Annotated in this window: 24 protein-coding genes, 1 tRNA gene and 1 pseudogene; 18 read left to right on the top strand and 8 right to left on the bottom strand. The window is 38.7% G+C overall.

The annotated features are described in order from the left end of the window. Nucleotides 1-87 precede the first annotated feature (87 nt). Nucleotides 88-161: transfer RNA gene (locus HMPREF1505_RS08095), tRNA-Arg, on the bottom strand. 280 nt (nucleotides 162-441) lie between these two features. Between HMPREF1505_RS08095 and asnA the strand changes: the two genes are divergently transcribed. After that, complete coding sequence (gene asnA, locus HMPREF1505_RS08090; RefSeq protein WP_036924464.1) at nucleotides 442-1,479, top strand: aspartate--ammonia ligase; 1,038 nt, start codon at nucleotides 442-444, stop codon at nucleotides 1,477-1,479. Between the two features lie 698 nt (nucleotides 1,480-2,177). Here the strand turns inward: asnA and HMPREF1505_RS08085 are convergent. The 3 genes from HMPREF1505_RS08085 to HMPREF1505_RS08075 form a co-directional block, all read right to left on the bottom strand. After that, nucleotides 2,178-2,558: a hypothetical protein gene (locus HMPREF1505_RS08085; protein WP_204865929.1), complete on the bottom strand. Its 381-nt coding sequence runs from the start codon at nucleotides 2,556-2,558 to the stop codon at nucleotides 2,178-2,180. 547 nt (nucleotides 2,559-3,105) lie between these two features. Beyond that, nucleotides 3,106-3,990, bottom strand: a complete 885-nt coding sequence (locus tag HMPREF1505_RS08080; RefSeq protein WP_013264962.1) for a carbon-nitrogen hydrolase — start codon at nucleotides 3,988-3,990, stop codon at nucleotides 3,106-3,108. A gap of 87 nt (nucleotides 3,991-4,077) precedes the next feature. After that, nucleotides 4,078-5,145: an agmatine deiminase family protein gene (locus HMPREF1505_RS08075; RefSeq protein ID WP_036924462.1), complete on the bottom strand. Its 1,068-nt coding sequence runs from the start codon at nucleotides 5,143-5,145 to the stop codon at nucleotides 4,078-4,080. A 953-nt stretch (nucleotides 5,146-6,098) separates the two neighbouring features. Between HMPREF1505_RS08075 and HMPREF1505_RS08070 the strand changes: the two genes are divergently transcribed. The 3 genes from HMPREF1505_RS08070 to HMPREF1505_RS08060 are packed head-to-tail and all read left to right on the top strand — an operon-like array spanning nucleotide 6,099 to nucleotide 7,164. After that, the gene (locus HMPREF1505_RS08070) at nucleotides 6,099-6,377 is read left to right on the top strand and encodes a CD225/dispanin family protein (protein ID WP_036924459.1); all 279 of its coding nucleotides are present in this window, start codon (nucleotides 6,099-6,101) and stop codon (nucleotides 6,375-6,377) included. 4 nt (nucleotides 6,378-6,381) lie between these two features. Continuing rightward, on the top strand, nucleotides 6,382-6,762 hold the full coding sequence (locus tag HMPREF1505_RS13635; protein ID WP_308340932.1) for a DUF2752 domain-containing protein: 381 nt from the start codon (nucleotides 6,382-6,384) through the stop codon (nucleotides 6,760-6,762). 60 nt (nucleotides 6,763-6,822) lie between these two features. After that, nucleotides 6,823-7,164, top strand: a complete 342-nt coding sequence (locus tag HMPREF1505_RS08060; RefSeq protein WP_036924453.1) for a TM2 domain-containing protein — start codon at nucleotides 6,823-6,825, stop codon at nucleotides 7,162-7,164. Between the two features lie 105 nt (nucleotides 7,165-7,269). Here HMPREF1505_RS08060 and HMPREF1505_RS08055 read toward each other — a convergent pair whose 3' ends face one another. The 3 genes from HMPREF1505_RS08055 to HMPREF1505_RS08045 all read right to left on the bottom strand — a co-directional run bounded on the left by HMPREF1505_RS08055 (nucleotide 7,270) and on the right by HMPREF1505_RS08045 (nucleotide 9,501). After that, entirely contained in the window at nucleotides 7,270-8,016 is a 747-nt protein-coding gene (locus tag HMPREF1505_RS08055) for a peptidylprolyl isomerase (RefSeq protein ID WP_036924449.1), read from the bottom strand. An 87-nt stretch (nucleotides 8,017-8,103) separates the two neighbouring features. Beyond that, entirely contained in the window at nucleotides 8,104-8,913 is an 810-nt protein-coding gene (locus HMPREF1505_RS08050) for a DnaJ domain-containing protein (RefSeq protein WP_036924447.1), read from the bottom strand. A 138-nt stretch (nucleotides 8,914-9,051) separates the two neighbouring features. After that, nucleotides 9,052-9,501 carry a type I restriction enzyme HsdR N-terminal domain-containing protein gene (locus tag HMPREF1505_RS08045; RefSeq protein WP_036924444.1) on the bottom strand — a complete coding sequence of 150 codons (450 nt, stop codon included), beginning with the start codon at nucleotides 9,499-9,501 and terminating at the stop codon, nucleotides 9,052-9,054. 223 nt (nucleotides 9,502-9,724) lie between these two features. Between HMPREF1505_RS08045 and holA the strand changes: the two genes are divergently transcribed. Both holA and HMPREF1505_RS08035 read left to right on the top strand, forming a co-directional pair. After that, nucleotides 9,725-10,750 carry a DNA polymerase III subunit delta gene (gene holA / locus HMPREF1505_RS08040; RefSeq protein WP_036924441.1) on the top strand — a complete coding sequence of 342 codons (1,026 nt, stop codon included), beginning with the start codon at nucleotides 9,725-9,727 and terminating at the stop codon, nucleotides 10,748-10,750. Between the two features lie 837 nt (nucleotides 10,751-11,587). After that, nucleotides 11,588-12,058, top strand: coding sequence for a helix-turn-helix domain-containing protein (locus HMPREF1505_RS08035; protein WP_197017513.1), 471 nt, complete (start codon nucleotides 11,588-11,590; stop codon nucleotides 12,056-12,058). Nucleotides 12,059-12,786: 728 nt separating this feature from the next. Here HMPREF1505_RS08035 and HMPREF1505_RS13740 read toward each other — a convergent pair. After that, nucleotides 12,787-13,051, bottom strand: a pseudogene (locus HMPREF1505_RS13740) (IS1380 family transposase); the annotation flags it as partial. A gap of 239 nt (nucleotides 13,052-13,290) precedes the next feature. Here HMPREF1505_RS13740 and HMPREF1505_RS08025 point away from each other — a divergent pair. The 12 genes from HMPREF1505_RS08025 (at nucleotide 13,291) to HMPREF1505_RS07970 (ending at nucleotide 23,370) form a co-directional block, all read left to right on the top strand. Further along, complete coding sequence (locus tag HMPREF1505_RS08025) at nucleotides 13,291-13,707, top strand: hypothetical protein (RefSeq protein ID WP_036924431.1); 417 nt, start codon at nucleotides 13,291-13,293, stop codon at nucleotides 13,705-13,707. 248 nt (nucleotides 13,708-13,955) lie between these two features. Further along, nucleotides 13,956-14,663 carry a hypothetical protein gene (locus tag HMPREF1505_RS08020; protein WP_036924429.1) on the top strand — a complete coding sequence of 236 codons (708 nt, stop codon included), beginning with the start codon at nucleotides 13,956-13,958 and terminating at the stop codon, nucleotides 14,661-14,663. Nucleotides 14,664-14,670: 7 nt separating this feature from the next. After that, complete coding sequence (locus HMPREF1505_RS08015) at nucleotides 14,671-15,063, top strand: cysteine peptidase family C39 domain-containing protein (protein ID WP_036924427.1); 393 nt, start codon at nucleotides 14,671-14,673, stop codon at nucleotides 15,061-15,063. 212 nt (nucleotides 15,064-15,275) lie between these two features. Next, on the top strand, nucleotides 15,276-16,052 hold the full coding sequence (locus tag HMPREF1505_RS08010; RefSeq protein ID WP_036924424.1) for a dihydroorotate dehydrogenase electron transfer subunit: 777 nt from the start codon (nucleotides 15,276-15,278) through the stop codon (nucleotides 16,050-16,052). Between the two features lie 118 nt (nucleotides 16,053-16,170). Beyond that, nucleotides 16,171-17,079, top strand: a complete 909-nt coding sequence (locus HMPREF1505_RS08005) for a dihydroorotate dehydrogenase (protein ID WP_036924421.1) — start codon at nucleotides 16,171-16,173, stop codon at nucleotides 17,077-17,079. Between the two features lie 1,149 nt (nucleotides 17,080-18,228). Next, nucleotides 18,229-19,581 carry a signal recognition particle protein gene (gene ffh, locus HMPREF1505_RS08000; RefSeq protein WP_013264982.1) on the top strand — a complete coding sequence of 451 codons (1,353 nt, stop codon included), beginning with the start codon at nucleotides 18,229-18,231 and terminating at the stop codon, nucleotides 19,579-19,581. Nucleotides 19,582-19,613: 32 nt separating this feature from the next. Beyond that, nucleotides 19,614-20,498 carry a bifunctional methylenetetrahydrofolate dehydrogenase/methenyltetrahydrofolate cyclohydrolase FolD gene (gene folD, locus HMPREF1505_RS07995; RefSeq protein ID WP_009012058.1) on the top strand — a complete coding sequence of 295 codons (885 nt, stop codon included), beginning with the start codon at nucleotides 19,614-19,616 and terminating at the stop codon, nucleotides 20,496-20,498. Further along, the gene (locus HMPREF1505_RS07990) at nucleotides 20,499-20,678 is read left to right on the top strand and encodes a tetratricopeptide repeat protein (RefSeq protein ID WP_004360124.1); all 180 of its coding nucleotides are present in this window, start codon (nucleotides 20,499-20,501) and stop codon (nucleotides 20,676-20,678) included. A 12-nt stretch (nucleotides 20,679-20,690) separates the two neighbouring features. Further along, nucleotides 20,691-20,924 (top strand): ferredoxin family protein, encoded by a 234-nt coding sequence (locus HMPREF1505_RS07985; RefSeq protein ID WP_004360126.1) that lies wholly within the window; start codon nucleotides 20,691-20,693, stop codon nucleotides 20,922-20,924. 2 nt (nucleotides 20,925-20,926) lie between these two features. Continuing rightward, nucleotides 20,927-22,012 (top strand): 3-methyl-2-oxobutanoate dehydrogenase subunit VorB, encoded by a 1,086-nt coding sequence (locus HMPREF1505_RS07980; protein WP_009012057.1) that lies wholly within the window; start codon nucleotides 20,927-20,929, stop codon nucleotides 22,010-22,012. Nucleotides 22,013-22,030: 18 nt separating this feature from the next. Then, nucleotides 22,031-22,798, top strand: a complete 768-nt coding sequence (locus tag HMPREF1505_RS07975) for a thiamine pyrophosphate-dependent enzyme (protein ID WP_013264800.1) — start codon at nucleotides 22,031-22,033, stop codon at nucleotides 22,796-22,798. Between the two features lie 29 nt (nucleotides 22,799-22,827). Further along, nucleotides 22,828-23,370: a 2-oxoacid:acceptor oxidoreductase family protein gene (locus tag HMPREF1505_RS07970; RefSeq protein WP_013264500.1), complete on the top strand. Its 543-nt coding sequence runs from the start codon at nucleotides 22,828-22,830 to the stop codon at nucleotides 23,368-23,370. Nucleotides 23,371-23,995: the final 625 nt, after the last annotated feature.

Genomic DNA, 23,995 nt, shown 5'->3' with positions numbered 1-23,995 from the left:
AACATTTTTCTGACCTCATTCGGCTAAATGTCATCAAAGAACCGTCACTTTTTAGTGACTCTGTAGAGAGTCTTTCTTTCTTTTTTGTGACTCCGTTGGGATTCAAACCCAAGACCTTCAGAACCGGAATCTGACGCTCTATTCAGCTAAGCTACGGAGCCTAATGATTGTGCAAAGATACAGTAAAGTTTGCATAATTCCAAACGAACGGTAAACATTCTTGTTAAAGTTTATGATATAGAAGTGATGTTTTCAAAGCTTAGTAATATCCTTTATAACAAGCGGGAATATTAGGCGTAAGCTATCATAAAGTTGTAATTCGTATAGAAAATATGTTATTTTGTAAGATTAAGGCGATGTTTGTTTCTCAGTTTGATAATAAATATATACCTTTGTGTGCAATTGAAATAACTGATAAACCATAAAAAGAGAGGAACCATAATGAGTCAACTGATAAAGCCAGAAGGATATAAAGCAGTACTTGGCAAACGTCAAACCGAGCAGGGTATCAAACTTATAAAGGAGTTTTTTCAGCAGAACTTAGCTACCGAATTACGACTAAGTCGTGTTACGGCACCGTTGTTCGTGTTGAAAGGATTAGGTATCAATGATGACTTGAATGGTGTTGAGCGCCCTGTTTCCTTTCCGATTAAGGACTTGAGAGAAGCTGAGGCTGAGGTGGTACACTCTCTGGCAAAGTGGAAACGACTGACGTTGGCTGACTATGACATTCAACCGGGCTATGGTATCTATACAGATATGAATGCTATTCGAGCCGATGAAGAATTAGACAATCTTCATTCACTTTATGTTGACCAGTGGGATTGGGAAGCGGTTATCACCGAAAGCGATAGAACACGTAGCTTTTTAGAGAATGTCGTTCGTCGTATCTATGCAGCTATCCTCCGCACAGAATTCCTTGCTTGTGAGACTTATCCTCAGTTGGAACCCTTCCTTCCACAGACAATTCATTTTATTCATGCGCAAGATTTGTTGGATATGTATCCTACGCTGACAGCCAAGGAGCGTGAAGATGAGGTTTGTAAGAAGTATGGTGCGGTGTTTATTGAGGGTATTGGTTGTAGATTAAGTAATGGTGAGAAGCACGATGGACGTGCTGCTGATTATGATGACTGGTCAACTGTTGCAGAAGATGGTAAGACTGGCTTGAATGGTGACATCCTCATTTGGTATCCTATCTTAGGACGTAGTATAGAACTTTCGTCTATGGGTGTTCGTGTGGATAAGACTGCCTTACTCCGTCAGTTGACGATAGAGAAGCAAGAAGAACGTCAGCAACTCTTCTTTCATCAGCAGTTACTCTCAGACAAACTGCCGTTATGTATTGGTGGCGGTATCGGACAGAGCCGTCTTTGTATGATAATGTTGCACAAGGCGCATATTGGTGAGATACAAGCAAGTATCTGGCCAGAAGAAATGAGAAGAGAGTGCGAAGAGGCAGGAATGCCGTTGATTTAGAAGCTTACATATTATATTTATAGAACTAAAAAAGAGCCATATCAAACTCTAAAAATAAGTTTGGTATGGCTCTTTTTGTATAACAATTGCAACTCTCAATCCATATCCAGCCTATGTGTTGATGCTCAGCACGTGTGGTGCTCATGGTAAACACCAATGGTGCGGATGGCATATTAAGTCGCACTATCTTGTTAGATAAGTTCTACTTATTATCATATTCCGTGTGGAAGGAGATGTTATTTAAGGCTCTTCCGAAATTTGGAGTGATGCGATAATTTCCTTTATGCCACTTGTTAGTAAAGAAGATTTGTAAATAATTCATTATAAGCGTTTTATAGCGTGTATAACCCATGTGATACAACAACAACTTTCGTAACCTTTAAATTAGTACTTTGTATTCTTTAATATCAGTAAACAAAGGGGATATAAAAGTGTTTAAATTATAAAAGTTATTGATAATCAGATATTAAACACTATCACTCCAAAATACTGAAGGCCCAAACTTATCTCTTGACTTACTTTTTGAACTTTGAACTCTCGTCTATTAAAAGCACCCCAGAAAGGTTACTTTATGGAACATAACAAACTTTCTCTTTCTTTATACTGGCAAGGTGTGTCTTTGTACCACAAATTACCATTTGTACCACAAATACCCCTGCCCCGAAAGGGGGGGGATTAAATCACTCTCAAGTCGTGACTTATTGTTTTACAAAATAGTACTTTCCTTTTCTAATATAACGCTCGTCCTCATATCTGCCAAAGTGATAGATAAACTTCTGTTGAGGTCTATCAGTATATCTAAGTGTAAGTTGATCATTATTTAATACATATATACCTTTTAAAATCTCTATAGAATCTTTGATTGAGTTATAATCATGAAACTCAAAAGTAGAGTCATTTTTGAAAACAATTCGTATATCAGCTGCATGTGGTATTATCCAAATACCTTGTAAATACTTGAATGCTGTAGATTTCTCTGTTTTTATGACTCTTACTTGATTTTTTTGTACAATACACTTCTTGTTAGGTGCTGATGTACAACTTACGGTGATGAAGCCAATTAAAATTAACATTTTCATTCTCATTTCTAGTATACTCCATGATTAAACAATTCAACCTCTTTTTTCCTTCTCCCTATTATTTCGCTTGGACGTCTCCAATGGAGCATCAGTGTCCCATCATAGTGCCCTTTATTTAGTTCTTTCAAAAATTCGGAAGAAGGAAATCCTCTTCCAACTCCGATATTAAATGCAAATGAGCAAATGGCATCATATCTCCATTAATAACAGCTTTATATAAAAGGATTTAACGATGTCGCACAGCAGTTCGGCAACGTCGACTTTAGAAAAGCTTGAATTATGATTTTTTGTTTTTATAAAATGGCTTTTTATAGGCTTTTAGTGGAGGCTATTACTTCGTAACTATATGAATATAAGAGCTTATGGTTCATCACTCGAAATGTCGGATGAACCTTATTTAAGTCCTATCAAGCTGTAATTATTAATAAAGAGAGAATCTTTTATTCCGTTAAGACTCCCTCTCTCATTACTTCCCTTCAGTGAGTGACCGTTGATTCTGGAGAGTGGTGGGGCTTTTCCCCTCCTTCGGAAGAGTTAGGCGAAGGTTTTAATCTATAAACCTTTTAGTTATCTCCCCATACTCATCGATTCTTCTGTCACGCAAGAAAGGCCACCAACGGCGTACATTCTCGCTATGGTCGAGGTTGATGCTGAGAATAACACTGTCCTCATCGTTGTCACAAGCGCGATAGAGTAGTTCTCCCTGTGGTCCAGCAACAAAACTGCTTCCCCAGAACTGGATGCCTTGAGTTTGCTCACTTGGGTCAGGTTCGTGACCGACACGATTTACAGCGATTACTGGCAAACCGTTAGCAACAGCATGACCACGCATGACAGTTGTCCACGCTTCACGCTGACGCTGTTTTTCCTCGTCCGTATCACTACTCTCGTAGCCAATAGCTGTAGGGTAGATAAGCATATCTGCACCTTGCAATGCCATTAGACGGGCTGCTTCGGGATACCACTGATCCCAGCATACAAGTACACCAAGGCGTCCTACGCTTGTATCAATTGGATGAAATCCGAGGTCGCCTGGTGTGAAGTAGAACTTCTCATAGTAAGCTGGGTCATCTGGAATATGCATCTTACGATATTTACCAGCAATACTACCATCCTTCTCTATCACTACGGCTGTGTTATGATAAAGTCCTGGTGCACGTTTCTCAAAAAGTGATGTCACAATGACAATACCCAGTTCGCGTGCCAGCTCACCATAAAAGCCAGTAGAGGGACCCGGTATAGTCTCAGCCAAGTCAAACTTGTTTACGTCCTCTGTCTGACAGAAGTAAAGTGAATTGTGCAGTTCTTGGAGGATAACAAGTTCCGCACCACGTTGTGCTAAGTTTGTAATTCCCTCAGCCAATCGCTCTATATTGTTTTTGATATCCTCAACATTATGTTGTTGCAGGAAGCCTATTTTAAGTTCTCTCATAATAAAGGTGTTAGCCCTGTTTATGTTTATTGTTCTGTATTCTTTTATTACTATTCCATCTTTTATCAACTCAAACGAAGAGTGGTTTTATCCGTTTGCTGGTAGCTGCATTGTCAGACAGTGTATGGAACCATGCTGTCTAATAATAGTACGGCTGTCAATACCTATGATTTCACGATCAGGGAAAGCTTCTTGAATTGTGTCCAAAGCTTCTTTGTCCTTTTCGGGTTGGTTGTAGGTTGGAACAAGTACAGCTCCATTGATGATAAGGAAGTTTGCATGTGTTGCAGGCAAACGCTCGTCATCATCATAGATAGCGTCAGGCATAGGGAGACGAAGTAGGCGATAAGGCTCACCTTTCTGTGTGCGGAGCTGTTTTAGCTGTTCCTCTAAGAGTCGGAAGTCCTCATAATGCTCATCTTCCTTATCGTTACACCCTATATATAATAAGGTGTTATTTGGTGCGATACGTACGATAGTATCAATATGTCCGTCTGTATCATCGCCTGCTAACTGACCATAATCTAACCATATAACTCTCTCTACATTTGGGAAGAATAGGCGTAATTGCTTGTCTATATCCTCTTGTGTGAGAGGTTGATTACGATGTGGTGCCATCAGACAACTCGTTGTTGTAAAGAGTGTACGCTCTCCATCGCTCTCTATCGAACCACCCTCCAATACAAAATCCTTGTGGCTTTCTAATACACCTTGGAGGAGTCCAGCCTCGTGAAGTTGACGGTTGATTCTATTATCCTTTTCTGCTGAAAACTTCTCACCCCATCCATTGAAACAGAAGTCGAGTAGACGAAGGGGCTGGGAACTATCTTTCGATGCTTTGTTTGCTATGAGCGAAATCGGTGCAACGTCTCGTGCCCAAGTGTCATTATTGTCACAAGTAAAGAGCGTTACACGTTTCATCTGTTCCTCTGTCAGCCTTTCCTTCAGTAAGGAACTTACCATTTCTGTATCACGTGCTGTGATAAGCAATGCTTCGTACCGGGTAATAGCATCTGCCATCTGGAGATAAACTTCAGTAATCTCCTCAAGATAAGGACGCCAATCAGTATCTTCATGCGGCCATATCAGTATAACTCCGCTTTGTGGTTCCCACTCTGCAGGTAATCGAAAGCTATGATTTTCGTTTGTGTTCATAGTGCAAAGATAAGAAAAGAAAATGTGATACTTGTCTTTCCGTCTTCTTTTTTATTATAATATATTCGTTTAGAGGATGTTGATATAAAGGCACGCATGGGTTGATATATGTCAAATAGCGGGATTGATACGTGTCAATCTTATTGACGCAGGTCAAAATTTAATGGAAAAACAAAGTGAAAGTGTAAGTTTCCTTTGTGAGATTTTGGAAAGTGTACTAACTTTGCAAGCACAAAACAACACAAACGGCACCTCAATAGGATAACAAAGAGGTAGCCACTGAAAGGGCTTCAGTCTCAATAGGGACATAGGTAAAAGATTGTATAACTCAATAGAGGAAAGGAAACGTTATGAAAGAGAAAGTAAAGAATATGAGTGTTATGCGTAAGATGTTTCATTATATGACAAATGTCATCCGTGAATACAATATAGGTCGTGTAAACTGTTTGGCATAAATCAGAAACAGACTTATTCTTGCGCGATTCGCATGTAGTTAAGAAGAATAATTGAGAGAATATAAAAAAGAATCGGGTTAGAGTCAATTGACTTTAATCCGATTATTGTTTATGGAAGTTTCTCGGTTTATTTGACTTTGTTTATGAACTTAGGGAAGAATGTATAAAGTTTTGTGATTGTTTTAACATGTTAAAGAATCCCTGATATTTTTGTGGATAGATGAACTAATATAGGTTTACTCGCTTTTCTTGGTTTATTTGTAAATGTTATATTTGTTTAAAATGTAATTTTTTTGTTTATGATAGAAAGAAAAGTTTTTCTTTAGCTTGTATATTTAATCTAAATTACTTAAATTTGTCCTCGGTTAAGTAATAGCTGAAAACAATAACCTGTTTGTGAAGAGGTGTCACTTAAGACTTCCCCACCATAGTAGCAACGTGGTTCAAATAATAAAACAAAAAAAAAGAATGCCATGGGGAGTCGGCTCAAAAAAAGTTATGGAAGAAATGAATACTCCTAAGCCAAATAACAATTTGGCTCTTGCGATTTTCACAACTGTATGTTGCTGCTTGCCAGCAGGTATTTATGCAATCATTCGCGCTATGAAGGTGAATGAGCTTTATATGATGAAGCAATACGATGAAGCTGTTTTAGCTGCTAATGACGCTAAAAAGTGGAGTATTATTGGTATTGTTGTGGGTCTAATTGGTTCTATCCTTTATTTTGTTTGCTTCGGTGGTTTGGCTGCATTGAGCACAATGGCTGGATCTCACTAAATCCTTGAAACGTACTATAAAGTGTATAGGTTGGCTCTGTTTGGGAGCCTCCCTATTAATTCTGTATTATTTCTATAACCCTGTTACGACTTTATGGGCACCTAAATGTCTCCTTAAGGTCGCAACAGGGTTACAATGTCCTGGTTGTGGCATTCAACGTGCGTTGCATGCTTTATTGCAAGGGCGGTTTTTAGAAGCAATTCACTATAATTATTTTCTTCTATTTTCTGGACCATACATATTATCGTTTGGAGTACGTGCCTTACTTCCTAAAGGGAAGGCTAAGGATAGGCTCACAAAGGTAATAGAAGATAAGCGGCTTATATGGTTGTATATAATCCTCTTTTTCATTTGGTTTATTGTGAGAAATATCCTTAAGATATAGTGGATATGGGTTTGGGGAACATGTAAAGTTATATAAATTATTAAACCTAAGGTAATCATTATGGAATCAGATAAGGTGAATCATATATTGATGATGCTTTCATCAAAAATCCCTGCAGGAAGTATTCCGAGTGTTCGTACCAGATTAGAGAACACTGATATTAGTGAGTCAGAGATATTAGCTCTCCACTCTCAGATGAAAGATCCTTTGCTATCAATTCTTTTGTCAATATTTATAGGATCACTTGGTATTGATCGCTTCTATATTGGAGATGTTGGTTTAGGTATTGGTAAGTTGCTGACAGCTGGTGGTTGTGGTATCTGGTGGCTTATAGATATCTTTTTGATAACGGACGCAACTAAGCAGAAGAATTTAGAGCAGTTGTCATACTATCTTCGCTAAGAAAGATTAAACCTGCTGGGTTAAATAAGATATCCTTGTATAGTTATTTCTTGCTGGAATAACTATACAAGGATATTATGTCATTTTATGTTTCATTATGTAGGCTTACAATAAGGCTACAGTTTCTATCTTAACATCTTCTGTTGGACGGTCGTTGCGGTCTGTATCGCAGTTTTGTATACGTTCAACGATATCAAGACCTTCCTCCACCTCACCGAAGACGGTGTACTGATTATCGAGGAAAGGAGTACCACCAACATTAGTATAAACCTCTATTTGTTCTTCTGTAAAGGAAGGCTTACCTTGTTGCTTATAAGTTATTTTTGTTTGTTCTATCAGTTTGTCTTGTAGCTCTTGCAGTCCTACACGATCACGATTACGTCTTAAATTCATTATCTCCTCGTGATGCTCTTTCGTAAGCTGATTAAATACTTGTTGCTCTTGTTGCATTGCCATCTGATGCTCCATTTGCTTCAGTTCTGCAGGTTTAAAGGTCTTTCCCCATACAATGTAAAACTGACTACCACTGCTTTCTTTTTCAGGGTTAACTTCATCACCTGTGCGGGCTGCACTCAAGGCACCACGTTTGTGGAAGTATTGTGGATAAACAAACTCAGCAGGAATGGTATAATCAGGTCCACCTGTGCCTAACATCTTACCCTTTGGAGCATTCTTACTATCTGGATCACCACCTTGTATCATAAAGTCCTTTATTACTCGGTGGAAGAGCGTACCATTGAAATACCCTTCCTTTGCAAGCTTTAAAAAGTTATCACGATGTTTTGGAGTCTCATCATAAAGGCGAATAATGATATCACCTTCTGTTGTTTTTATTTTAAGTCTTGTTGCCATAGTGCAATTTATGATTGTTTCTTAATGAAAATGTTTGTTGTGAATTGATTAGCAATTACTTGTCAATTATAAACCTGTCCACTTTCCTCACAGTCCTCTTGCCTTATAGATTCTTTCTTTGGCGTCGTTAATCTCCTGAAACTTCTTTTCAGCAGCCTTTCGGATATCGTCTCCAAGTGTAGAAACACGGTCAGGATGATGTTTTAAAGCCATCTTTCGGTAAGCAGCCTTGACTTCATCATCAGTTGCTGATGGAGATATGCCTAACACCTTATAAGCATCTTCGATGTTGCTACTTGCTTTTGCTCCACTTTCTAAGTTGAGCATGGACTCAACGTCTTGTGTAGAAAGTCCAAGATATAAGGCAATCTCTTTTAGTGCAACAACTTCTTCTGGGCTTACAATACCATCAGCTTTTGCTATGATGACAAGATAGTTTAGTAGTTGTAGGCGTTGGCTGACACTTGTATGAAAACGTATTTCAACACAGCTCTTACGGATTGTTTCTTTAAATTGGTAAGGGCCTTGTTGCTTCTGTAAATCAAATAACTTTAGCAGAATTGATTCTCCTTGGCTTACAGCCTGCTCACCGAAGTTATGACGAAGGAATTGGCGTACATATTCCATCTCAGAGTGCATTATCTTTCCATCGGCTTTTATAATGTAAGAGGAAAGGACAAGCATAGAGAACAAAAAGGAGTTGCGGTCTTCTTCAAACGGACGCGTGCCTCCAAAATGACTCTGCTCGCCATATCCGTTCTGCCTATCATCACCTCTATTATCGCCTGCAAATGCTTCGTCAAGCATTGTTCCTATACAATAGCCAACTAAACCACCCAGCATACTTCCGCTAAGTATCCAGCCTAATGCGCCACCAATCCATTTGCCTATTGCCATATCATCTTCTATTTATATGAAATAACACCTGTTTATAGTTTCATACTGACCTATAAACAAAGATAGTGCCAAAATATGTTGGCTTATTGATTGTAAAGATTAATAAGAAGACTATATGAGGATTATACAATTGCATTGTTAAATGTTTTGATAGTCTGGAATTGTCTCAAGGAAAGCGTATGTTTGATTCTCATAATCCATTTTACAGATATAAGTATCTAAGCCATTTGATACAATCAGATAATCAACATGGAGTAGGAGGTTGTAAACAGAAATCTGTTCAAATACTTTCTGTGTTAATGGTATGGTAGGTGCTTTGTATTCAATAATCATCCTCGGACGAAGCTGATTATCGTAAAGCACACTATCAGCACGGACTTTCTTCTCGCCAACTTGTAGTGGAACCTCGTTAGCAAGTAGAGTAGCAGGGTAGCTCTTGTGTTCAATGAGGTAATGAATAAAGTGTTGGCGCACCCATTCCTCTGGCGTGAGTGCTATATACTTCCTGCGGAGTACATCAAAAATCTGCTTTCGTCCGTTTACCTCTCTTACTCTAATCTGATAAGGAGGGAGGTTAAGCTGCATCATATCTAAATATCTTATATATAATAAGGTGTAAGGTGTATAGTGAAAGTCAAATGAAAATTTTGTTTTCTATCTCTTTTCTATTAACTTTGCATAAAAGACCATACTGCAAGATATAGGGAGATATGTTTCCTAAGATAGTTTTCTATCAATATAGGACTTATAATCTCAGTCTTCTTGCCTCTATATATGGTTTATCTTTTATGCAAAGTTAATAAAAAAGTAAATGCCAGCAAAGCAAGGACCAACATTTCAGAGTATTATGCAGGATCTGAAGAATAAGAAGTTTGCTCCCATCTATATGCTGATGGGGGAAGAGTCTTATTATATCGATCAGATTTCTGGCTATATAGCAGAGCATGTTCTTTCTCCAGAAGAACGAGATTTTAATCAGACTATCTGTTTTGGATCAGATGTTACAGCTGTACAGGTAGCTGATATGGCACGACGTTATCCTATGATGGCGGAGTATCAGGTGATAATCGTCAAAGAGGCGCAGAATATTCGTTCTTTGGAAGCATTGGAGAAGTACCTCAAAAATCCCGTAAAATCAACCATCCTTGTATGGTGCCATAAAAACGGGAAAATTGACGCACGTAAAAAAGCTGTAGGATTGGCACAGGCTGTCGGTGTCGTTTTTGAAAGTAAGAAGTTGCGTGACTATCAGCTACCAGATTTTATCCAAAGTTATTTGAAGGAGAGAAAAGTTAGTATCGACCCAAAGACGTGTCAGATAATAGCTGATCATATTGGTGCGGATTTAAGTCGCCTCACTTCTGAGTTGGATAAGGTGCTTATCTCTCTTCCTGCAGATAATCTTCGTGTCACCCCAGAAGTAGTGGAGAAGGAGATAGGTGTCAGTAAAGACTTCAATGCTTTTGAACTTAGAAATGCGATTGTACAGAAGGATTGTTTTAAAGCAAATCAGATTGTGAAATATTTTGACAATAATCCAAAAGCTGGTTCTCTTTATTCTTTCCTTCCATTACTCTTTTCTTATTTCCAAAGTTTGATGATAGTTCATTATTCTCCTCGAAAAAATACGGAACAAGATATTGCTGCTGCTTTAGATTTGCGTAATACATGGGGAGCTAAAGATTTTGTAATAGGGCAAAAGAATTATTCTGCTCGCAAAACGATGGAGATAATTTCTAAGATTCGAGACATCGATGGGAAGAGTAAAGGATTAGATAATCCTAATACTGGTGCAGGAGATTTGATGAAAGAGCTAATTTTCTTCATACTTCACTAAAAAATAGAAGGAATTTTGATGCTTTTGAAGCATAAAAATCTCCTGTTTTTACCAAAAATCATATTTTTTTAAGCTAAAAAGAGCACTCTGAAAAGGGTGCTTTTTTTATGTTTTCTATTGAGTAATAGGATAGTTAGCTCATTTTACCCTATTCATTTTTCGCGTATTTTTCGTCTTCTTTATCCTTGTTCGTAAATACTTTAAGCACGTAAAAAATGGCATTTTTTCGTAATAGCTGATTTATGTTTCACATTCTTTTAGTTTTGGCTTTGTAAAATAGAAAGCAGATATTTTTATACTTTATATTTGTATATGTTGAGGAGTAGAAATAATTTTTGCATTAAAAACTGCACATACAAAAATGTATTTGCAAATTAAAATTAGAATATTTGTATTTACAAATCAATATGTATTTTCATGCATTTAGTAGTTCTAATAGATAATGCGTTGTTAATCAGTCATTTATTATAATTTATTGATACTTTTATAAGCTTAAACTCTTGTTATCTCCCTTTTTATTGCATATTCTGCCATTTTAGGTTTGTATACGTCAATAAAGGTTGTTTATAGCCAGTAATTTAGAGTTTTCTGCTTATTTATCCCTTTGATATCATATAGGTTTGTATATATCATTTTGTAAATGTATATTAGAATTGCACATGTTTAGCTATTTATATTTGTGAAATGTAAATATCAAAAGTAAGATATACAAATAAAATATCCTTAGTTCATTATTTTGAGATTTAAAATATTATGTTTACCTTTGTAAAGCTATTAAAGAGGTGCCTAATCAGCTTAAAAACTCCTCTATTTGCTAACGAACGATAGAATTTGGATATGAAAGATCGAATTAGACAGCTTATGGAGAGTCAGCATATGACTCAACAAACTTTCTCAGATTTCATAGGAATCTCATCAGCATCTCTCAGTAGTATTTTTACTGGAAGAACAAAACCGACTCTAAATACAGTTGAAGCTATCAAGAGTAAGTTCACAAAGATTAATCTTGATTGGCTTCTGTACGGACAAGGACCTATGTTTAAGGATCAGGTTACTGAACCTAATTCTTCAGCTGGAGAAGCTGAGATGGTATCTCCTGGAGCCTCTGAGGGTATGCTTGACTTTCCTTATCCTACTCCATCCTCACAGCCAGAGACAGAACAGATAAGCTCTCCATATAGTGATAATATGTATAAAAATCCATCTCGTACAGAGGTAAAATATATTGACAAACCGCAACGTCGTATCACGGAGATTCGTATCTTCTTTGATGACCAAACATGGGAGACTTTTGTTCCAAAAAAGTAAGTCTTCGGAATGTGAAAAAGATATTCAAAGAATAGCACTCGGAGTTTGTAAACGTATTCGTTAACTTCCGAGTGCAAAGTTACATTGGATATCTCTTAAAACAATTTCTAAGTAGCGTACATTATTTTATAAGAATCTATGTAGTCTTTCTTACAAGCCTTTGTTTCTATTTTGATGTATTTGCTCTTACTATAAAGAAATAGGTGTTATAGTATGCAAACGAACTTTAAGCCCACAAAGGTCTTTTCTCTTATTAATACTATTGGATTCTTACGTTTTTATCGTGTCTATCCAGAGTTTTGAAGTGTTACGATAGACTTAAATTTAAGCGTTTACTTACAAAACTATTTTCGATTTAGTTTGCTGTCATTTTAACATTTAGCACAAACTCCTTATAAACTAATTAGTTATAAACTCTCTTTGGATGACAGTAGTGACAGGAAAGTGTAAATCTAAGGAATCGTATGTAGGAAGCGGACTATTTATTTAAACTTGATAAAGCAATTACATAGTATCTTATCGTCTCTTTTCTTACTCTTCGAGTTATGTATAGAAAATTTTGCTCTATTTTGTTTGTATTCAGAAGTATTCATCATAAAAACTATATTTTCAATCATAAAAGAAAAGGGGCAGATGTGAGTTTACGAGGTCAATATTTTGTATGTCGATGTTCTTCTCGCTTGTTTTATGTTCATTGTAAATCTCGGTAGATGTTCAGTGTTGGTAAGGTCAGCACAAGGTAGCTGTGTGCCAGGCCCTGGTTGAACTGTCTTGTAAGCGCATTGATATATTCTGGACAATCTTCACACAAAGATAACTGAAGAAGAGAGAGCTCAGGATGCTTCCATGGCTGAATGCCTTGCCGCTGCATCCGCGTCTGCCCAACACGGATTCGGTAAGTTTTTCAAAGCCCAATTTTGAAAAAACGTCCATGATGTGATTAATTCTTCCGAAAGAAGTGATACTCTCGTTTTTAATTGCTACCTTTGTCATGTCAGATTTTTGCTTACTTGTTATGTTTGCAGCACCAAGATAGGTGAAAATTCTGACATATCCAAGTGTTTTGAGAACTTTGTTTCTCAGGCACTTGGAGTTCTCACAAGAATTTATGCTGCGGAATTAAGGCTAAAAATAAAAATATAAACTTACGGAAGATATTATCTCCCAATACCTCACTCAGAAAAGATGATATCAAACAAGGTAAAGCACTACGAAAACAATAAAAAATAGATATGAAAAGATTTGGCTTACTATTGATTGGCGTAATGCTTGTTATTACAACTAACTGTAATAATCAGCAGTTAAATAACACATATTCATCGAATAACTTATCATTTATAAAGAATGATAAACTTCATTATAATATCCTCTTAGTCGCATGTGACACCTGTGTTCCTATTATAAATAAGGGCTATAGAGTGCGTGTTAAGTTGACAGATAAACAGAAAAGTATCGTTAAGAAAATAGAAAAGGAAATGTGGAGGCACTTATTATCTGATAAGAAGACCGATTTTGCAGCAAATCTGATCCTCTATGATATTTATGATAAAGATGCTATTCTACTCTTTGGATTAGGCAACAATATAAGAGATTGGAGAAAAAATCTAAAACGGGATGATACATTGTTTTGGTTGAAGAAATTAAAATGAATTCGTATTGGTCATCAAATATAAAGCGTTATGAGGAATATTATATTCATTTTATCGATGCTTCTCATAAGGGTGAGACACTCCTAAAGCAGATATGAGCAATGGTAGGCTTTGGACAAAGAAAGTGAATTAAGGATTTACAAAGAAAATTCGACAAACTGTTATTTTTCCATCTATTTATTTGGGTATGAAACTTTAGATATACTTTTAACTATAAACAAAAAAACATCTTTCAAATACCAAGACAAATGAAGTACATCGATTCTAATAAATATACAATGAAATATGTAATAGTTATAATGTTAGCCGCTTCCCTATTTACAGGATGCAGTAGCTCTAATTTCGAATTTATAGATTCATCAGAGCTAAGCATGAACGAAAATACATTTGAGGTCATCAATTTTAAGACGAATGTTAAATATCCGTTGAGAAAAGATTTACTGTCTCCTAATTATACTGGTGGTTATACGTTAAATTTCATAAACCAGTCGAATTTTAATAATCGATATGCAGCTTATGATTTGATTAAAGCAAGCATCAACCAATTACCATTTAAGGACAAGAGGGTAGAATTCGTGTCTGCTGATAAATTTATTATCTTAAGACTTAACAACGAAAATCAAGAGTGGGCGCCTAACTACTCTCTGAATATCAATGGTGATTGTGTAGGAGAATTAGCTGATGAATGGAATAGTAAACGTAAACTACAGATTGGAGACTTTTGGCGAAACCTCATTATCTCGCCATCGAAGAAACGAGTGTTGTGTGTTGATCGTCTAATGCTTAAAGGCAATTTCTACGCTATTGTTTATATCATACAAGCAGATAAAAAAAACTACCCTTTCCCTGCTCTATATCATTGGGATGTAACGCAACCAGAGATGCTTCCTCGCATAGGGAAAACTCTTGAAGGCTTTACAGATATAACCAGGAGAATCATAATAGCCAACCAATGATAAAATAATGAAGAGATTCCCAGTTTTGCAACAATATGACGCAATGGACTGCGGTCCGACGTGTTTAGCTATGATTAGTAAGTCTTATGGCAAAAACTATAATATAGAACACCTTCATGATTTATGCAATATATCTAATGAAGGTGTATCTTTATATGGTATTAGTATAGCTGCCGAGAAGATTGGATTCCATACAGTTGGCACTCAATTGAGTCTTATTCAATTGATTGATGAGATGCCGTTACCCTGTATTCTTCATTGGAATCAGAACCATTTCGTAGTGCTATATAAAATCAAGAAGACGAAGAAGGGTTGCGCGTTTTTTTGTGTTATTTTCGAGATGTTTACTCCCTTAGCACGTATCGTGCTAATCATCCACACCACGTGTGTTAGGAACTAACACATTATGTGCTGAATTATAGCACGGAGACAGAAAAAGCATAAGATTGTTTCTTTCTGATTATATATAAAGGTGTTAATTGTATTATTAATGCGATAGATGTTTATGGGCATTACTCGTTTTGAAAGGATTTCTTTCTGTTTTTTTTCTTCAATCAGTCTATAATCGGGATATTTTACCTATCTTTGCATAGTTTTAAAAAGCAAAGCAAGATGAAGAAGTATGTCCTCGACTTGAAGGTATCTTCTGTGGAGCGTGTCAATGCAAGGAATGTCCTTATTAAGCTGACAGATGAGAAACCGCTTCCAGAGATGCTGCCTGGTCAGTTTGTAGAGGTGAGAGTGGACGGCTCGCCTTCTACCTTTCTTCGCCGTCCTATTTCTATTAATTTTGTTGATAAAGAGCGTAATGAGTTGTGGCTGCTTGTTGCAACTGTAGGGGAAGGTACGCGTACGCTTGCACGTCTACGTGAAGGCGATATGTTAAACTGCGTGCTTCCTCTGGGCAATACGTTTGCACCTTTGGTAAGTTCGTCAGAACGCGTGTTGCTTGTAGGCGGTGGTGTAGGCGTTGCTCCGTTGCTTTATTTCGGTAAGCAGATAAAGGAGGCTGGTGGTACACCTGTCTTTTTGTTGGGAGCTCGTACAGCAGCCGACTTAGCAGAGGTATCGCTTTTCGAGAAGTATGGAAAGGTATGTATTACAACAGAGGATGGTTCTGCAGGTGAGAAAGGTTTTGTCACAAATCACTCTATTCTGTCCACAGAGCGTTTTGACCGTATTTCTACATGTGGTCCTAAGCCCATGATGATGGCAGTGGCACGTTATGCTCATAAGGCATCAATTCCTTGCGAAGCTTCGTTAGAGAATATGATGGCGTGCGGTGTTGGTGCTTGTCTGTGCTGTGTAGAGAAAACGACAGGAGGGAATCTCTGCGTTTGTACAGAGGGTCCAGTCTTCGATACACGTAGATTGATGTGGGGAGAATAAATCAGAAAAGAGTGGTTGAAGCTTAGTTTCCTTTTATTACACCTATTTATATTAATAGTACTAAATAGGAAAAGGAAGCATACAATCACATAGTTTTGTAAAAATAGATGATTATAATATGGCTGATTTAAGTGTAAAGATAAGTGACTTACAGCTCAAGAATCCAGTAATGACAGCCAGTGGCACCTTTGGCTATGGTTTGGAGTTTGCTGATTTCGTACCATTGGAGGAAATTGGAGGTATTATCGTCAAGGGTACGACACTGGAACCACGTGAGGGAAATGACTATCCACGTATGGTAGAGACACCTCAGGGAATGCTTAACTGCGTAGGCTTGCAAAATAAGGGAGTAGATTACTTCATCAAGCATATCTATCCTCAGATAAAAGATATCGACACGAATATGATTGTCAATGTCAGTGGTAATTCGCCCGAGACGTATGCAGAAACTGCAGAGAAACTTGACGCATTGGAAGGTATTCCAGCTATCGAGGTGAATATCTCTTGTCCTAACGTGAAAGAAGGCGGTATGTTGTTCGGTGTCACTTGCTCTGGAGCAGCTTCCATAGTGAAGGCTGTTCGCCAGCATTACCACAAGACCATGATTGTGAAGCTCTCACCTAATGTCACCGATATAGCCAGTATAGCACGTGCTTGCGAAGATGAGGGTGCTGATTCAGTATCATTGATTAACACATTGATGGGAATGGCGATTGATATAGAGCGTCGTCGTCCAAAGTTGAGCATCCGTACGGGTGGCTTGAGTGGTCCAGCTGTAAAACCTGTAGCGGTCAGAATGGTCAATGATGTGGCAAAGGCTGTGAAGATACCAGTCATCGGTTTAGGTGGTATTTCTACTGCTGAGGATGCTATTGAGTTCCTTATGGCAGGCGCTACAGCAATCCAGATAGGAACTGCGAATTTCCTTGATCCACAGGTTACGATAAAGGTGCGTGATGGCATTAATGACTGGCTCGACCGTCACGGCTGTAAGTCGGTTACGGAAATCATCAATTGTCTTGCATAGCTTTATAGGACGTAAATAAGTAGGAGCTACCCTTTACTTGGAAGATTACTCCTAATAAACTAAGTACCGACATCGTTTTACTTTTATGGTAGAGCGTTGTCGGTACTTCGTTTTGTGTTCTTCTGCATAGTTTTCTTTGTGGGCAGCAATCATTTCTTGGTTATTTCTATATTTTCGTAAGTGGTAGACGAATAAATTATAGTAATGTGATAAACTCAATCGCGTTTATTTTAAAAGAACCTTATTATGTTGTTTGCGGTTGAAAAATATTTACATCTATTCTTTTTCTTATGCTTCAAAAAAGCAAGAAATGGTTAATTTTAAAGTAATTGTAACTATCCCATTATCAGTTAGTTATAATGTACTGTGCGAAAAGGTGCTTAATAAGGATTCAAAAGGGCGTTAGTAACCTTCCAAAAGGGCACCTTTTGCAAGCTTATTGGGCGTCTTTTAGAAGCGAATTGAGCATCAATTCAAAATGAGTTTGTGAAAAATTAGGACAAAATGGGGTGAGGCTTAATCTCTCCTTGCACGAGGAGTGAATAGTTCTACCTTATTTATTAAGTCTTTTGAATGGATCTTCAGGATTTTGAAGTGATAAGGTTTTTCACTTAAGGTTAGGTTTTTAACAAAATGTCACACGGAGAAAAGGAGAGGACGGAGGATTATTAAAACAAAGCAATAGAAGTAACGGAGGCACCGTCGGTGCATAGAGCGACGGAGCTTGTTTGCCATTTCTATTAGTAATTTATATACAAAGAGTTTATCCCGAAAGACTTCTCAAGAATCTGTACGCTACGCCTCCGTCGCTCTTTGTGCCGTCGGCACCTCCGTAACATTGCATAACCTCCGTCCCCTCCGTGACTCCGTGTGCCTATTATATAAGACCTTTTTGTTTATCACTCCATATTTCGGAAGAACCTCTTTTTTGTTATGTCTTACGTTCTCTTCTCACTCTAAGTGCAAAAGTAGGTGTTAAGCATGATTTGTTTTACATTTTTTTGCACAAAGTCTATTTATATGCGCATTATTATAAGGTTTGTGTTTTAAAATACATTAAAATAGGGGTCGTTCGCTTGCGGTATTATTTTCCTTTTTATTATCTTTGTAAGATAGAATAAGAAAATAGTAAGTTTACTTTTAAAAGCAATGTTTGAAAATTTAAGTGATCGTCTTGAACGCTCCTTTAAGATTCTCAAGGGAGAGGGAAAGATAACAGAGATAAATGTAGCAGAAACCCTGAAGGACGTGCGCAGAGCGCTTCTTGATGCCGATGTTAACTATAAAGTTGCAAAAACCTTTACTGATACCGTAAAGCAGAAGGCGTTAGGTATGAACGTTCTCACAGCCGTTAAGCCTGGACAACTCATGGTTAAGATTGTACATGATGAGTTGGCTGAGTTGATGGGTGGTGAAGCTGTCGGTCTGAATTTATCAGGTCGTCCTTCTATCATTCTTATGAGTGGTTTACAAGGTTCTGGTAAGACAACATTCTCTGGTAAACTGGCAAACATGCTCAAGACAAAGGAGCATAAGAATCCTTTGTTGGTTGCTTGTGACGTCTATCGTCCTGCAGCTATCGACCAGTTGAAGGTTGTTGGTGAACAGGTAGGTGTAGCTGTCTATAGCGAGCCTGAGAACAAGAATGTGAATGAGATTGCTGATCACGCACTTGCTGAGGCAAAGGCAAAGGGTCACGATGTTGTCATCATCGATACAGCTGGACGTCTGGCGGTTGATGAAGAGATGATGAACGAGATTGAGAGTCTCAAGAATCATGTTCATCCTGATGAGACACTGTTTGTTGTTGACTCAATGACAGGTCAGGACGCAGTGAATACAGCCAAAGAGTTCAATGATCGTTTGGATTTCAATGGTGTTGTTCTCACAAAGCTTGATGGTGATACACGTGGTGGTGCGGCATTGTCAATCCGTACAGTCGTTACAAAGCCTATTAAGTTCATTGGTACGGGCGAGAAGATGGAGGCTATTGATGTGTTCCATCCGGGTCGTATGGCAGACCGTATCTTGGGTATGGGTGACGTTGTTTCGCTTGTAGAGCGTGCACAGGAGCAGTTCGACGAGGAAGAAGCAAAGCGTCTGCAGAAGAAGATTCAGAAGAACCAGTTTGATTTCAACGATTTTTATAATCAGATACAGCAAATCAAGAAGATGGGTAACTTAAAGGACCTCGCTTCTATGATTCCTGGAGTAGGCAAGGCTATCCGTGATGTCGATATTGACGATAATGCTTTCAAGGGTATTGAGGCAATTATCCAGAGTATGACACCGAAGGAACGCACGAATCCAGAACTGCTCAATAACTCTCGTCGTCAGCGTATTGCTAAGGGCTCTGGTACCAATATACAAGAGGTGAACCGACTCATTAAGCAGTTCGACCAGACTCGTAAGATGATGAAGATGGTTACTGGCTCGAAGATGGCTGGTATGATGAGCAAGATGAAGGGCATGCCGGGAATGCCAAATATGCCGAAGATGTAAAAGACACATATTCATCAAATAATATCATTACTATGGAATATCAGTTAATAGACGGAAAGGCAACAGCAACTGCGATAAAGCAGGAGATTGCCGAAGAAGTGAAGGCGATTGTTGCCGCAGGTGGTAAACAACCTCATCTGGCTGCCGTTTTGGTGGGACATGATGGCGGAAGTGAAACCTATGTTAAGAATAAGGTAATTGCTTGTGAGCAATGTGGATTCAAGTCTACGCTCATTCGTTTTGAGGCTGATGTGACAGAAGAAGAGCTTTTGGCTTGTGTGGATAAGCTGAATAAGGATGAGGACGTTGATGGCTTCATCGTTCAGCTTCCTTTGCCAAAGCATATCGATGAGCAGAAGATTATTATGGCTGTTGACTATCGCAAGGACGTGGATGGTTTCCATCCTATCAATGTGGGGCGTATGGCTATCGGTCTTCCTTGCTTTATCTCTGCTACACCATTGGGTATCCTCACCTTGTTGCAGCATTATCATATTGAGACTTCTGGTAAGAAGTGTGTTATCTTAGGCCGTAGCAATATTGTTGGTAAGCCTATGGCACAGTTGATGATGCAAAAACAGTATGGTGATTCAACTGTAACCGTGTGCCACTCTCGTTCAAAGGATTTGAAGAAAGAGTGTCAGGAGGCAGATATCATTATCGCAGCTATTGGCAGACCTGAATTTGTAACAGCTGATATGGTGAAGCCAGGTGCAGTAGTTATTGACGTCGGTACGACACGTGTTGAAGACAAGGCACGTAAGAGTGGCTTCAGACTATGTGGTGACGTGAAATTTGATGAGGTTGCTCCTCTCTGCTCTTTCATTACGCCTGTTCCGGGTGGTGTTGGTCCTATGACTATCTGTTCACTAATGAAAAATACACTTGCTGCAGGCAAGAAAGAATACTATAAGTAGATGACAGCAGAAGAATATTTCCAACGAGGTAATGAATGCCGACAGAGAGGTGACTGGCAAGAAGCCTTAGCCAATTATATGGAGGCTATCGAGTTGGACCCTAATTCTCCAGCAGTAATCGCAAAAGAGATGGTGGAGAATATTCTCAACTTCTATAACAAGGATGCGTATAATCCTTAAAATACAAAAACTATGAGCAAGATGAAAGGTGCCATTGTGGTAAACACAGATCGATGCAAAGGATGCCAGTTGTGTATCGTTGCATGTCCGAAAGATGTTATTGCTTTGGCTCAGAAAAAGGTTAATGTCCACGGCTATCCGTATACAGAGTCTGCACGACCAGATGATTGTATTGGTTGTGCTGCTTGTGCTACGGTTTGTCCTGATGGCTGTATCACAGTCTATCGTAAAAAAGTGGAGGAATAATTATGGCAGAACAAGATGTAAAACTTATGAAGGGTAATGAGGCTATTGCTCATGCAACTATTCGCTGCGGTGCTGATGGCTATTTTGGTTACCCTATCACTCCTCAGAGTGAGATAATTGAGACACTTTCAGCATTGAAGCCTTGGGAGACAACGGGTATGGTTGTTCTTCAGGCTGAGAGCGAGGTGGCTTCAATCAATATGATTTATGGTGGTGCTGGCGCTGGTAAGCGTGTGCTGACAAGTTCCTCATCACCTGGTGTAGCTTTGATGCAGGAGGGTATCAGCTATATGGCTGGTGCAGAACTTCCAGGCGTCTTTGTTAACGTTCAGCGTGGTGGTCCAGGTCTTGGAACTATCCAGCCAAGTCAGAGTGACTACTTCCAAGCAACACGTGGAGGTGGTAATGGCGATTACAATGTGATTGTATTGGCGCCAAATTCTGTACAGGAGATGGCTGATTTTGTTGACTTGGCTTTCGAGTTAGCATTCAAGTATCGTAACCCTGCAATGATTCTTTCTGACGGTGTGATTGGTCAGATGATGGAGAAGGTTGTTCTTCCTCCACAGAAACCGCGTCGCACAGAGGAGGAAATCCGCAAGGAGTGCCCTTGGGCTTCTATGGGTCGTACAGCTGATCGCAATCCTAATATCATTACTTCTTTGGAATTGAAACCAGAGATAATGGAAGAAAGAAACCTCCACTTACAGGAGAAGTATCGTCAGATTCGTGAGAATGAGGTACGCTTTGAGACCCAACAGTGCGAAGATGCAGATTATATTATCGTTAGTTTCGGTAGTGCTGCACGTATCGGCGAGAAGGCTGTTGAGTTAGCTCGTGAGGCAGGATTAAAGGTCGGTTTGTTCCGTCCAATCACTTTATGGCCTTTCCCAAGCAAGCAACTTGCAGAGTTGTGCATGGGTAAGAAGGGTGTGTTGGTAAGTGAAATCAATGCTGGTCAGATGGTACAGGATGTACGTTTGGCTATTAACGGAGCATTACCAGTAGAGCACTTTGGCCGCTTAGGTGGTATCGTTCCTGACCCTGAAGAGATTGTTAAGGCGCTCAAGGAAAAGTTAGTAAAGTAAGAAGGGAGGACGTATATTATGGCAAATGATATCATTTCACCTGAGAATCTGGTGTATAAGAAGCCTACTTTGATGAACGATACGACAATGCACTATTGTCCAGGTTGTTCACATGGTGTGGTTCATAAATTAGTTGCAGAAGTAATCGAAGATATGGGAATGAGTGATAAGGCGATTGGTGTATGCCCTGTTGGCTGTGCCGTGTTTGCTTATCGCTATCTTGATATCGACTGGCAGGAGGCTCCTCATGGTCGTGCTCCGGCTGTAGCAACGGGTATTAAGCGCCTTTGGGAAGATCGTTTGGTATTCACTTATCAGGGCGATGGTGACCTTGCCTGTATTGGTACAGCAGAGACACTCCATGCTTTGAACCGTGGTGAGAACTTTACAATTATCTTTATTAATAATGCCATTTATGGTATGACAGGTGGTCAGATGTCGCCTACAACGCTTATGGGTCAGAAGACTGCAACTTGTCCATACGGTCGTGAGCCAGAATTGCATGGCTATAATCTGAACATTACGGAGTTAGCAAGTCACTTGAAAGGAACCTGCTATGTAACTCGTCAGAGTGTTGACACCGTTGCTTCAATCAATAAAGCAAAGCGTGCTATTCGCAAAGCGTTTGAAGCAAGTATGCAAGGAAAGGGAAGCTCGTTAGTAGAGATTGTTGCAACCTGTAATAGTGGTTGGAAACTTACTCCTGTAAAGGCTAACGAGTGGATGCGTGAGAATATGTTCCCTGAATATGAAAAGGGAGATTTGAAAGACACTACAGGTCTTTAAGTCGTCTCCTATATAAATAAAGGTGTAATATGAAAAAAGAGATAATTATTAGTGGCTTCGGTGGTCAGGGCGTACTCTCTATGGGTAAGATTCTGGCTTATTCGGGACTAATGGAAGATAAGGAGATAACATGGATGCCAGCTTATGGTCCAGAGCAGCGTGGTGGTACAGCCAACGTTACTGTCATTGTAAGTGATGAACGTATCTCTTCTCCTATTCTCAGCAAGTATGATGTAGCGATTGTTTTGAACCAGCCTTCATTGGATAAGTTCGAACCAAAGGTTAAGCCAGGCGGTTTACTTATCTATGATGGTTATGGAGTCTTCAATCCACCTACTCGTAAGGACATCACAGTCTATCGTATCAATGCAATGGATAAGGCTGCTGAGATGAAGAATGCAAAGGTGTTTAATATGATTGTCTTAGGTGGTCTGCTTAAGGTTTGTCCTGTAGTCAGCACCGATGGACTCAAGAAGGCGCTCTTCAAGAGTCTGCCAGAACGCCACCATAAACTCATTCCACTGAATATGGAAGCAGTGGAGGAGGGTATGAAAATTATTGCTCAGCAGTAATCGAATCGCATTGCCACAGAGTCCTCTGTGGTAATGATGAAAGTGAACCTGATTTTTTATAACTCTCTAATTTGTTAAAGGGACCTAAGCAGTGATGCTACGGGTCCCTTTTTTCTTTGCTTATAGGTAATAGCATTTTGACGTATTATTGCTTCGCACGTGTGGTGTTATTGCTTCGCACATGTCGTGCTGATGGTAAACACGAATGGTGCTGAGCGTTAAGTTGCTTGCTATATAAGATAGAGGGCAGGCTCATTTGCTTTTTATTAAAAAGAGCTATTCGGTCGTAACAAACAAGCTAATTTATATGATACGTTTTCTTACTTTTATAAAAGGTAACCAAATGTTATCTATTTTAAAGCTGTTTCTTAATGAGAAAGGATATGCAATTTAATCTTTATAGGGCAATAATAACTCTATAAATAGCGCAGAAGAAAGTCCCTACAAGGCACCGTTTTGCTTTATATCCTTATATATTATTGGATTATTAAGTCGAAAAAAACATAAACATTGTTCTTTATTTCCTTCTTTGTGGTTGCTTTTGCTCATAATATAGGGTGCTGTGCAGATTTTTTCTCTAAAAAATTTGGTTGTTTCATTATTTTTTTATTACTTTGCACCGAGA

Origin of the sequence: Prevotella sp. ICM33, from assembly GCF_000517825.1 — a bacterium.
In the GTDB taxonomy this organism is placed as follows: Bacteria; Bacteroidota; Bacteroidia; order Bacteroidales; family Bacteroidaceae; genus Prevotella; species Prevotella melaninogenica.
This window is presented reverse-complemented; position numbering and strand designations above follow the sequence as displayed.

Excerpts from the sequence above, each read along its gene's own strand:
- asnA (WP_036924464.1), top strand. The coding sequence starts at position 442 with ATGAGTCAACTGATAAAGCCAGAAGGATATAAAGCAGTACTTGGCAAA.
- HMPREF1505_RS08085 (WP_204865929.1), bottom strand. The coding sequence starts at position 2,558 with ATGAAAATGTTAATTTTAATTGGCTTCATCACCGTAAGTTGTACATCA.
- HMPREF1505_RS08080 (WP_013264962.1), bottom strand. The coding sequence starts at position 3,990 with ATGAGAGAACTTAAAATAGGCTTCCTGCAACAACATAATGTTGAGGAT.
- HMPREF1505_RS08075 (WP_036924462.1), bottom strand. The coding sequence starts at position 5,145 with ATGAACACAAACGAAAATCATAGCTTTCGATTACCTGCAGAGTGGGAA.
- HMPREF1505_RS08070 (WP_036924459.1), top strand. The coding sequence starts at position 6,099 with ATGGAAGAAATGAATACTCCTAAGCCAAATAACAATTTGGCTCTTGCG.
- HMPREF1505_RS08060 (WP_036924453.1), top strand. The coding sequence starts at position 6,823 with ATGGAATCAGATAAGGTGAATCATATATTGATGATGCTTTCATCAAAA.
- HMPREF1505_RS08055 (WP_036924449.1), bottom strand. The coding sequence starts at position 8,016 with ATGGCAACAAGACTTAAAATAAAAACAACAGAAGGTGATATCATTATT.
- HMPREF1505_RS08050 (WP_036924447.1), bottom strand. The coding sequence starts at position 8,913 with ATGGCAATAGGCAAATGGATTGGTGGCGCATTAGGCTGGATACTTAGC.
- HMPREF1505_RS08045 (WP_036924444.1), bottom strand. The coding sequence starts at position 9,501 with ATGATGCAGCTTAACCTCCCTCCTTATCAGATTAGAGTAAGAGAGGTA.
- holA (WP_036924441.1), top strand. The coding sequence starts at position 9,725 with ATGCCAGCAAAGCAAGGACCAACATTTCAGAGTATTATGCAGGATCTG.
- HMPREF1505_RS08035 (WP_197017513.1), top strand. The coding sequence starts at position 11,588 with ATGAAAGATCGAATTAGACAGCTTATGGAGAGTCAGCATATGACTCAA.
- HMPREF1505_RS08025 (WP_036924431.1), top strand. The coding sequence starts at position 13,291 with ATGAAAAGATTTGGCTTACTATTGATTGGCGTAATGCTTGTTATTACA.
- HMPREF1505_RS08020 (WP_036924429.1), top strand. The coding sequence starts at position 13,956 with ATGAAGTACATCGATTCTAATAAATATACAATGAAATATGTAATAGTT.
- HMPREF1505_RS08015 (WP_036924427.1), top strand. The coding sequence starts at position 14,671 with ATGAAGAGATTCCCAGTTTTGCAACAATATGACGCAATGGACTGCGGT.
- HMPREF1505_RS08010 (WP_036924424.1), top strand. The coding sequence starts at position 15,276 with ATGAAGAAGTATGTCCTCGACTTGAAGGTATCTTCTGTGGAGCGTGTC.
- HMPREF1505_RS08005 (WP_036924421.1), top strand. The coding sequence starts at position 16,171 with ATGGCTGATTTAAGTGTAAAGATAAGTGACTTACAGCTCAAGAATCCA.
- ffh (WP_013264982.1), top strand. The coding sequence starts at position 18,229 with ATGTTTGAAAATTTAAGTGATCGTCTTGAACGCTCCTTTAAGATTCTC.
- folD (WP_009012058.1), top strand. The coding sequence starts at position 19,614 with ATGGAATATCAGTTAATAGACGGAAAGGCAACAGCAACTGCGATAAAG.
- HMPREF1505_RS07990 (WP_004360124.1), top strand. The coding sequence starts at position 20,499 with ATGACAGCAGAAGAATATTTCCAACGAGGTAATGAATGCCGACAGAGA.
- HMPREF1505_RS07985 (WP_004360126.1), top strand. The coding sequence starts at position 20,691 with ATGAGCAAGATGAAAGGTGCCATTGTGGTAAACACAGATCGATGCAAA.
- HMPREF1505_RS07980 (WP_009012057.1), top strand. The coding sequence starts at position 20,927 with ATGGCAGAACAAGATGTAAAACTTATGAAGGGTAATGAGGCTATTGCT.
- HMPREF1505_RS07975 (WP_013264800.1), top strand. The coding sequence starts at position 22,031 with ATGGCAAATGATATCATTTCACCTGAGAATCTGGTGTATAAGAAGCCT.
- HMPREF1505_RS07970 (WP_013264500.1), top strand. The coding sequence starts at position 22,828 with ATGAAAAAAGAGATAATTATTAGTGGCTTCGGTGGTCAGGGCGTACTC.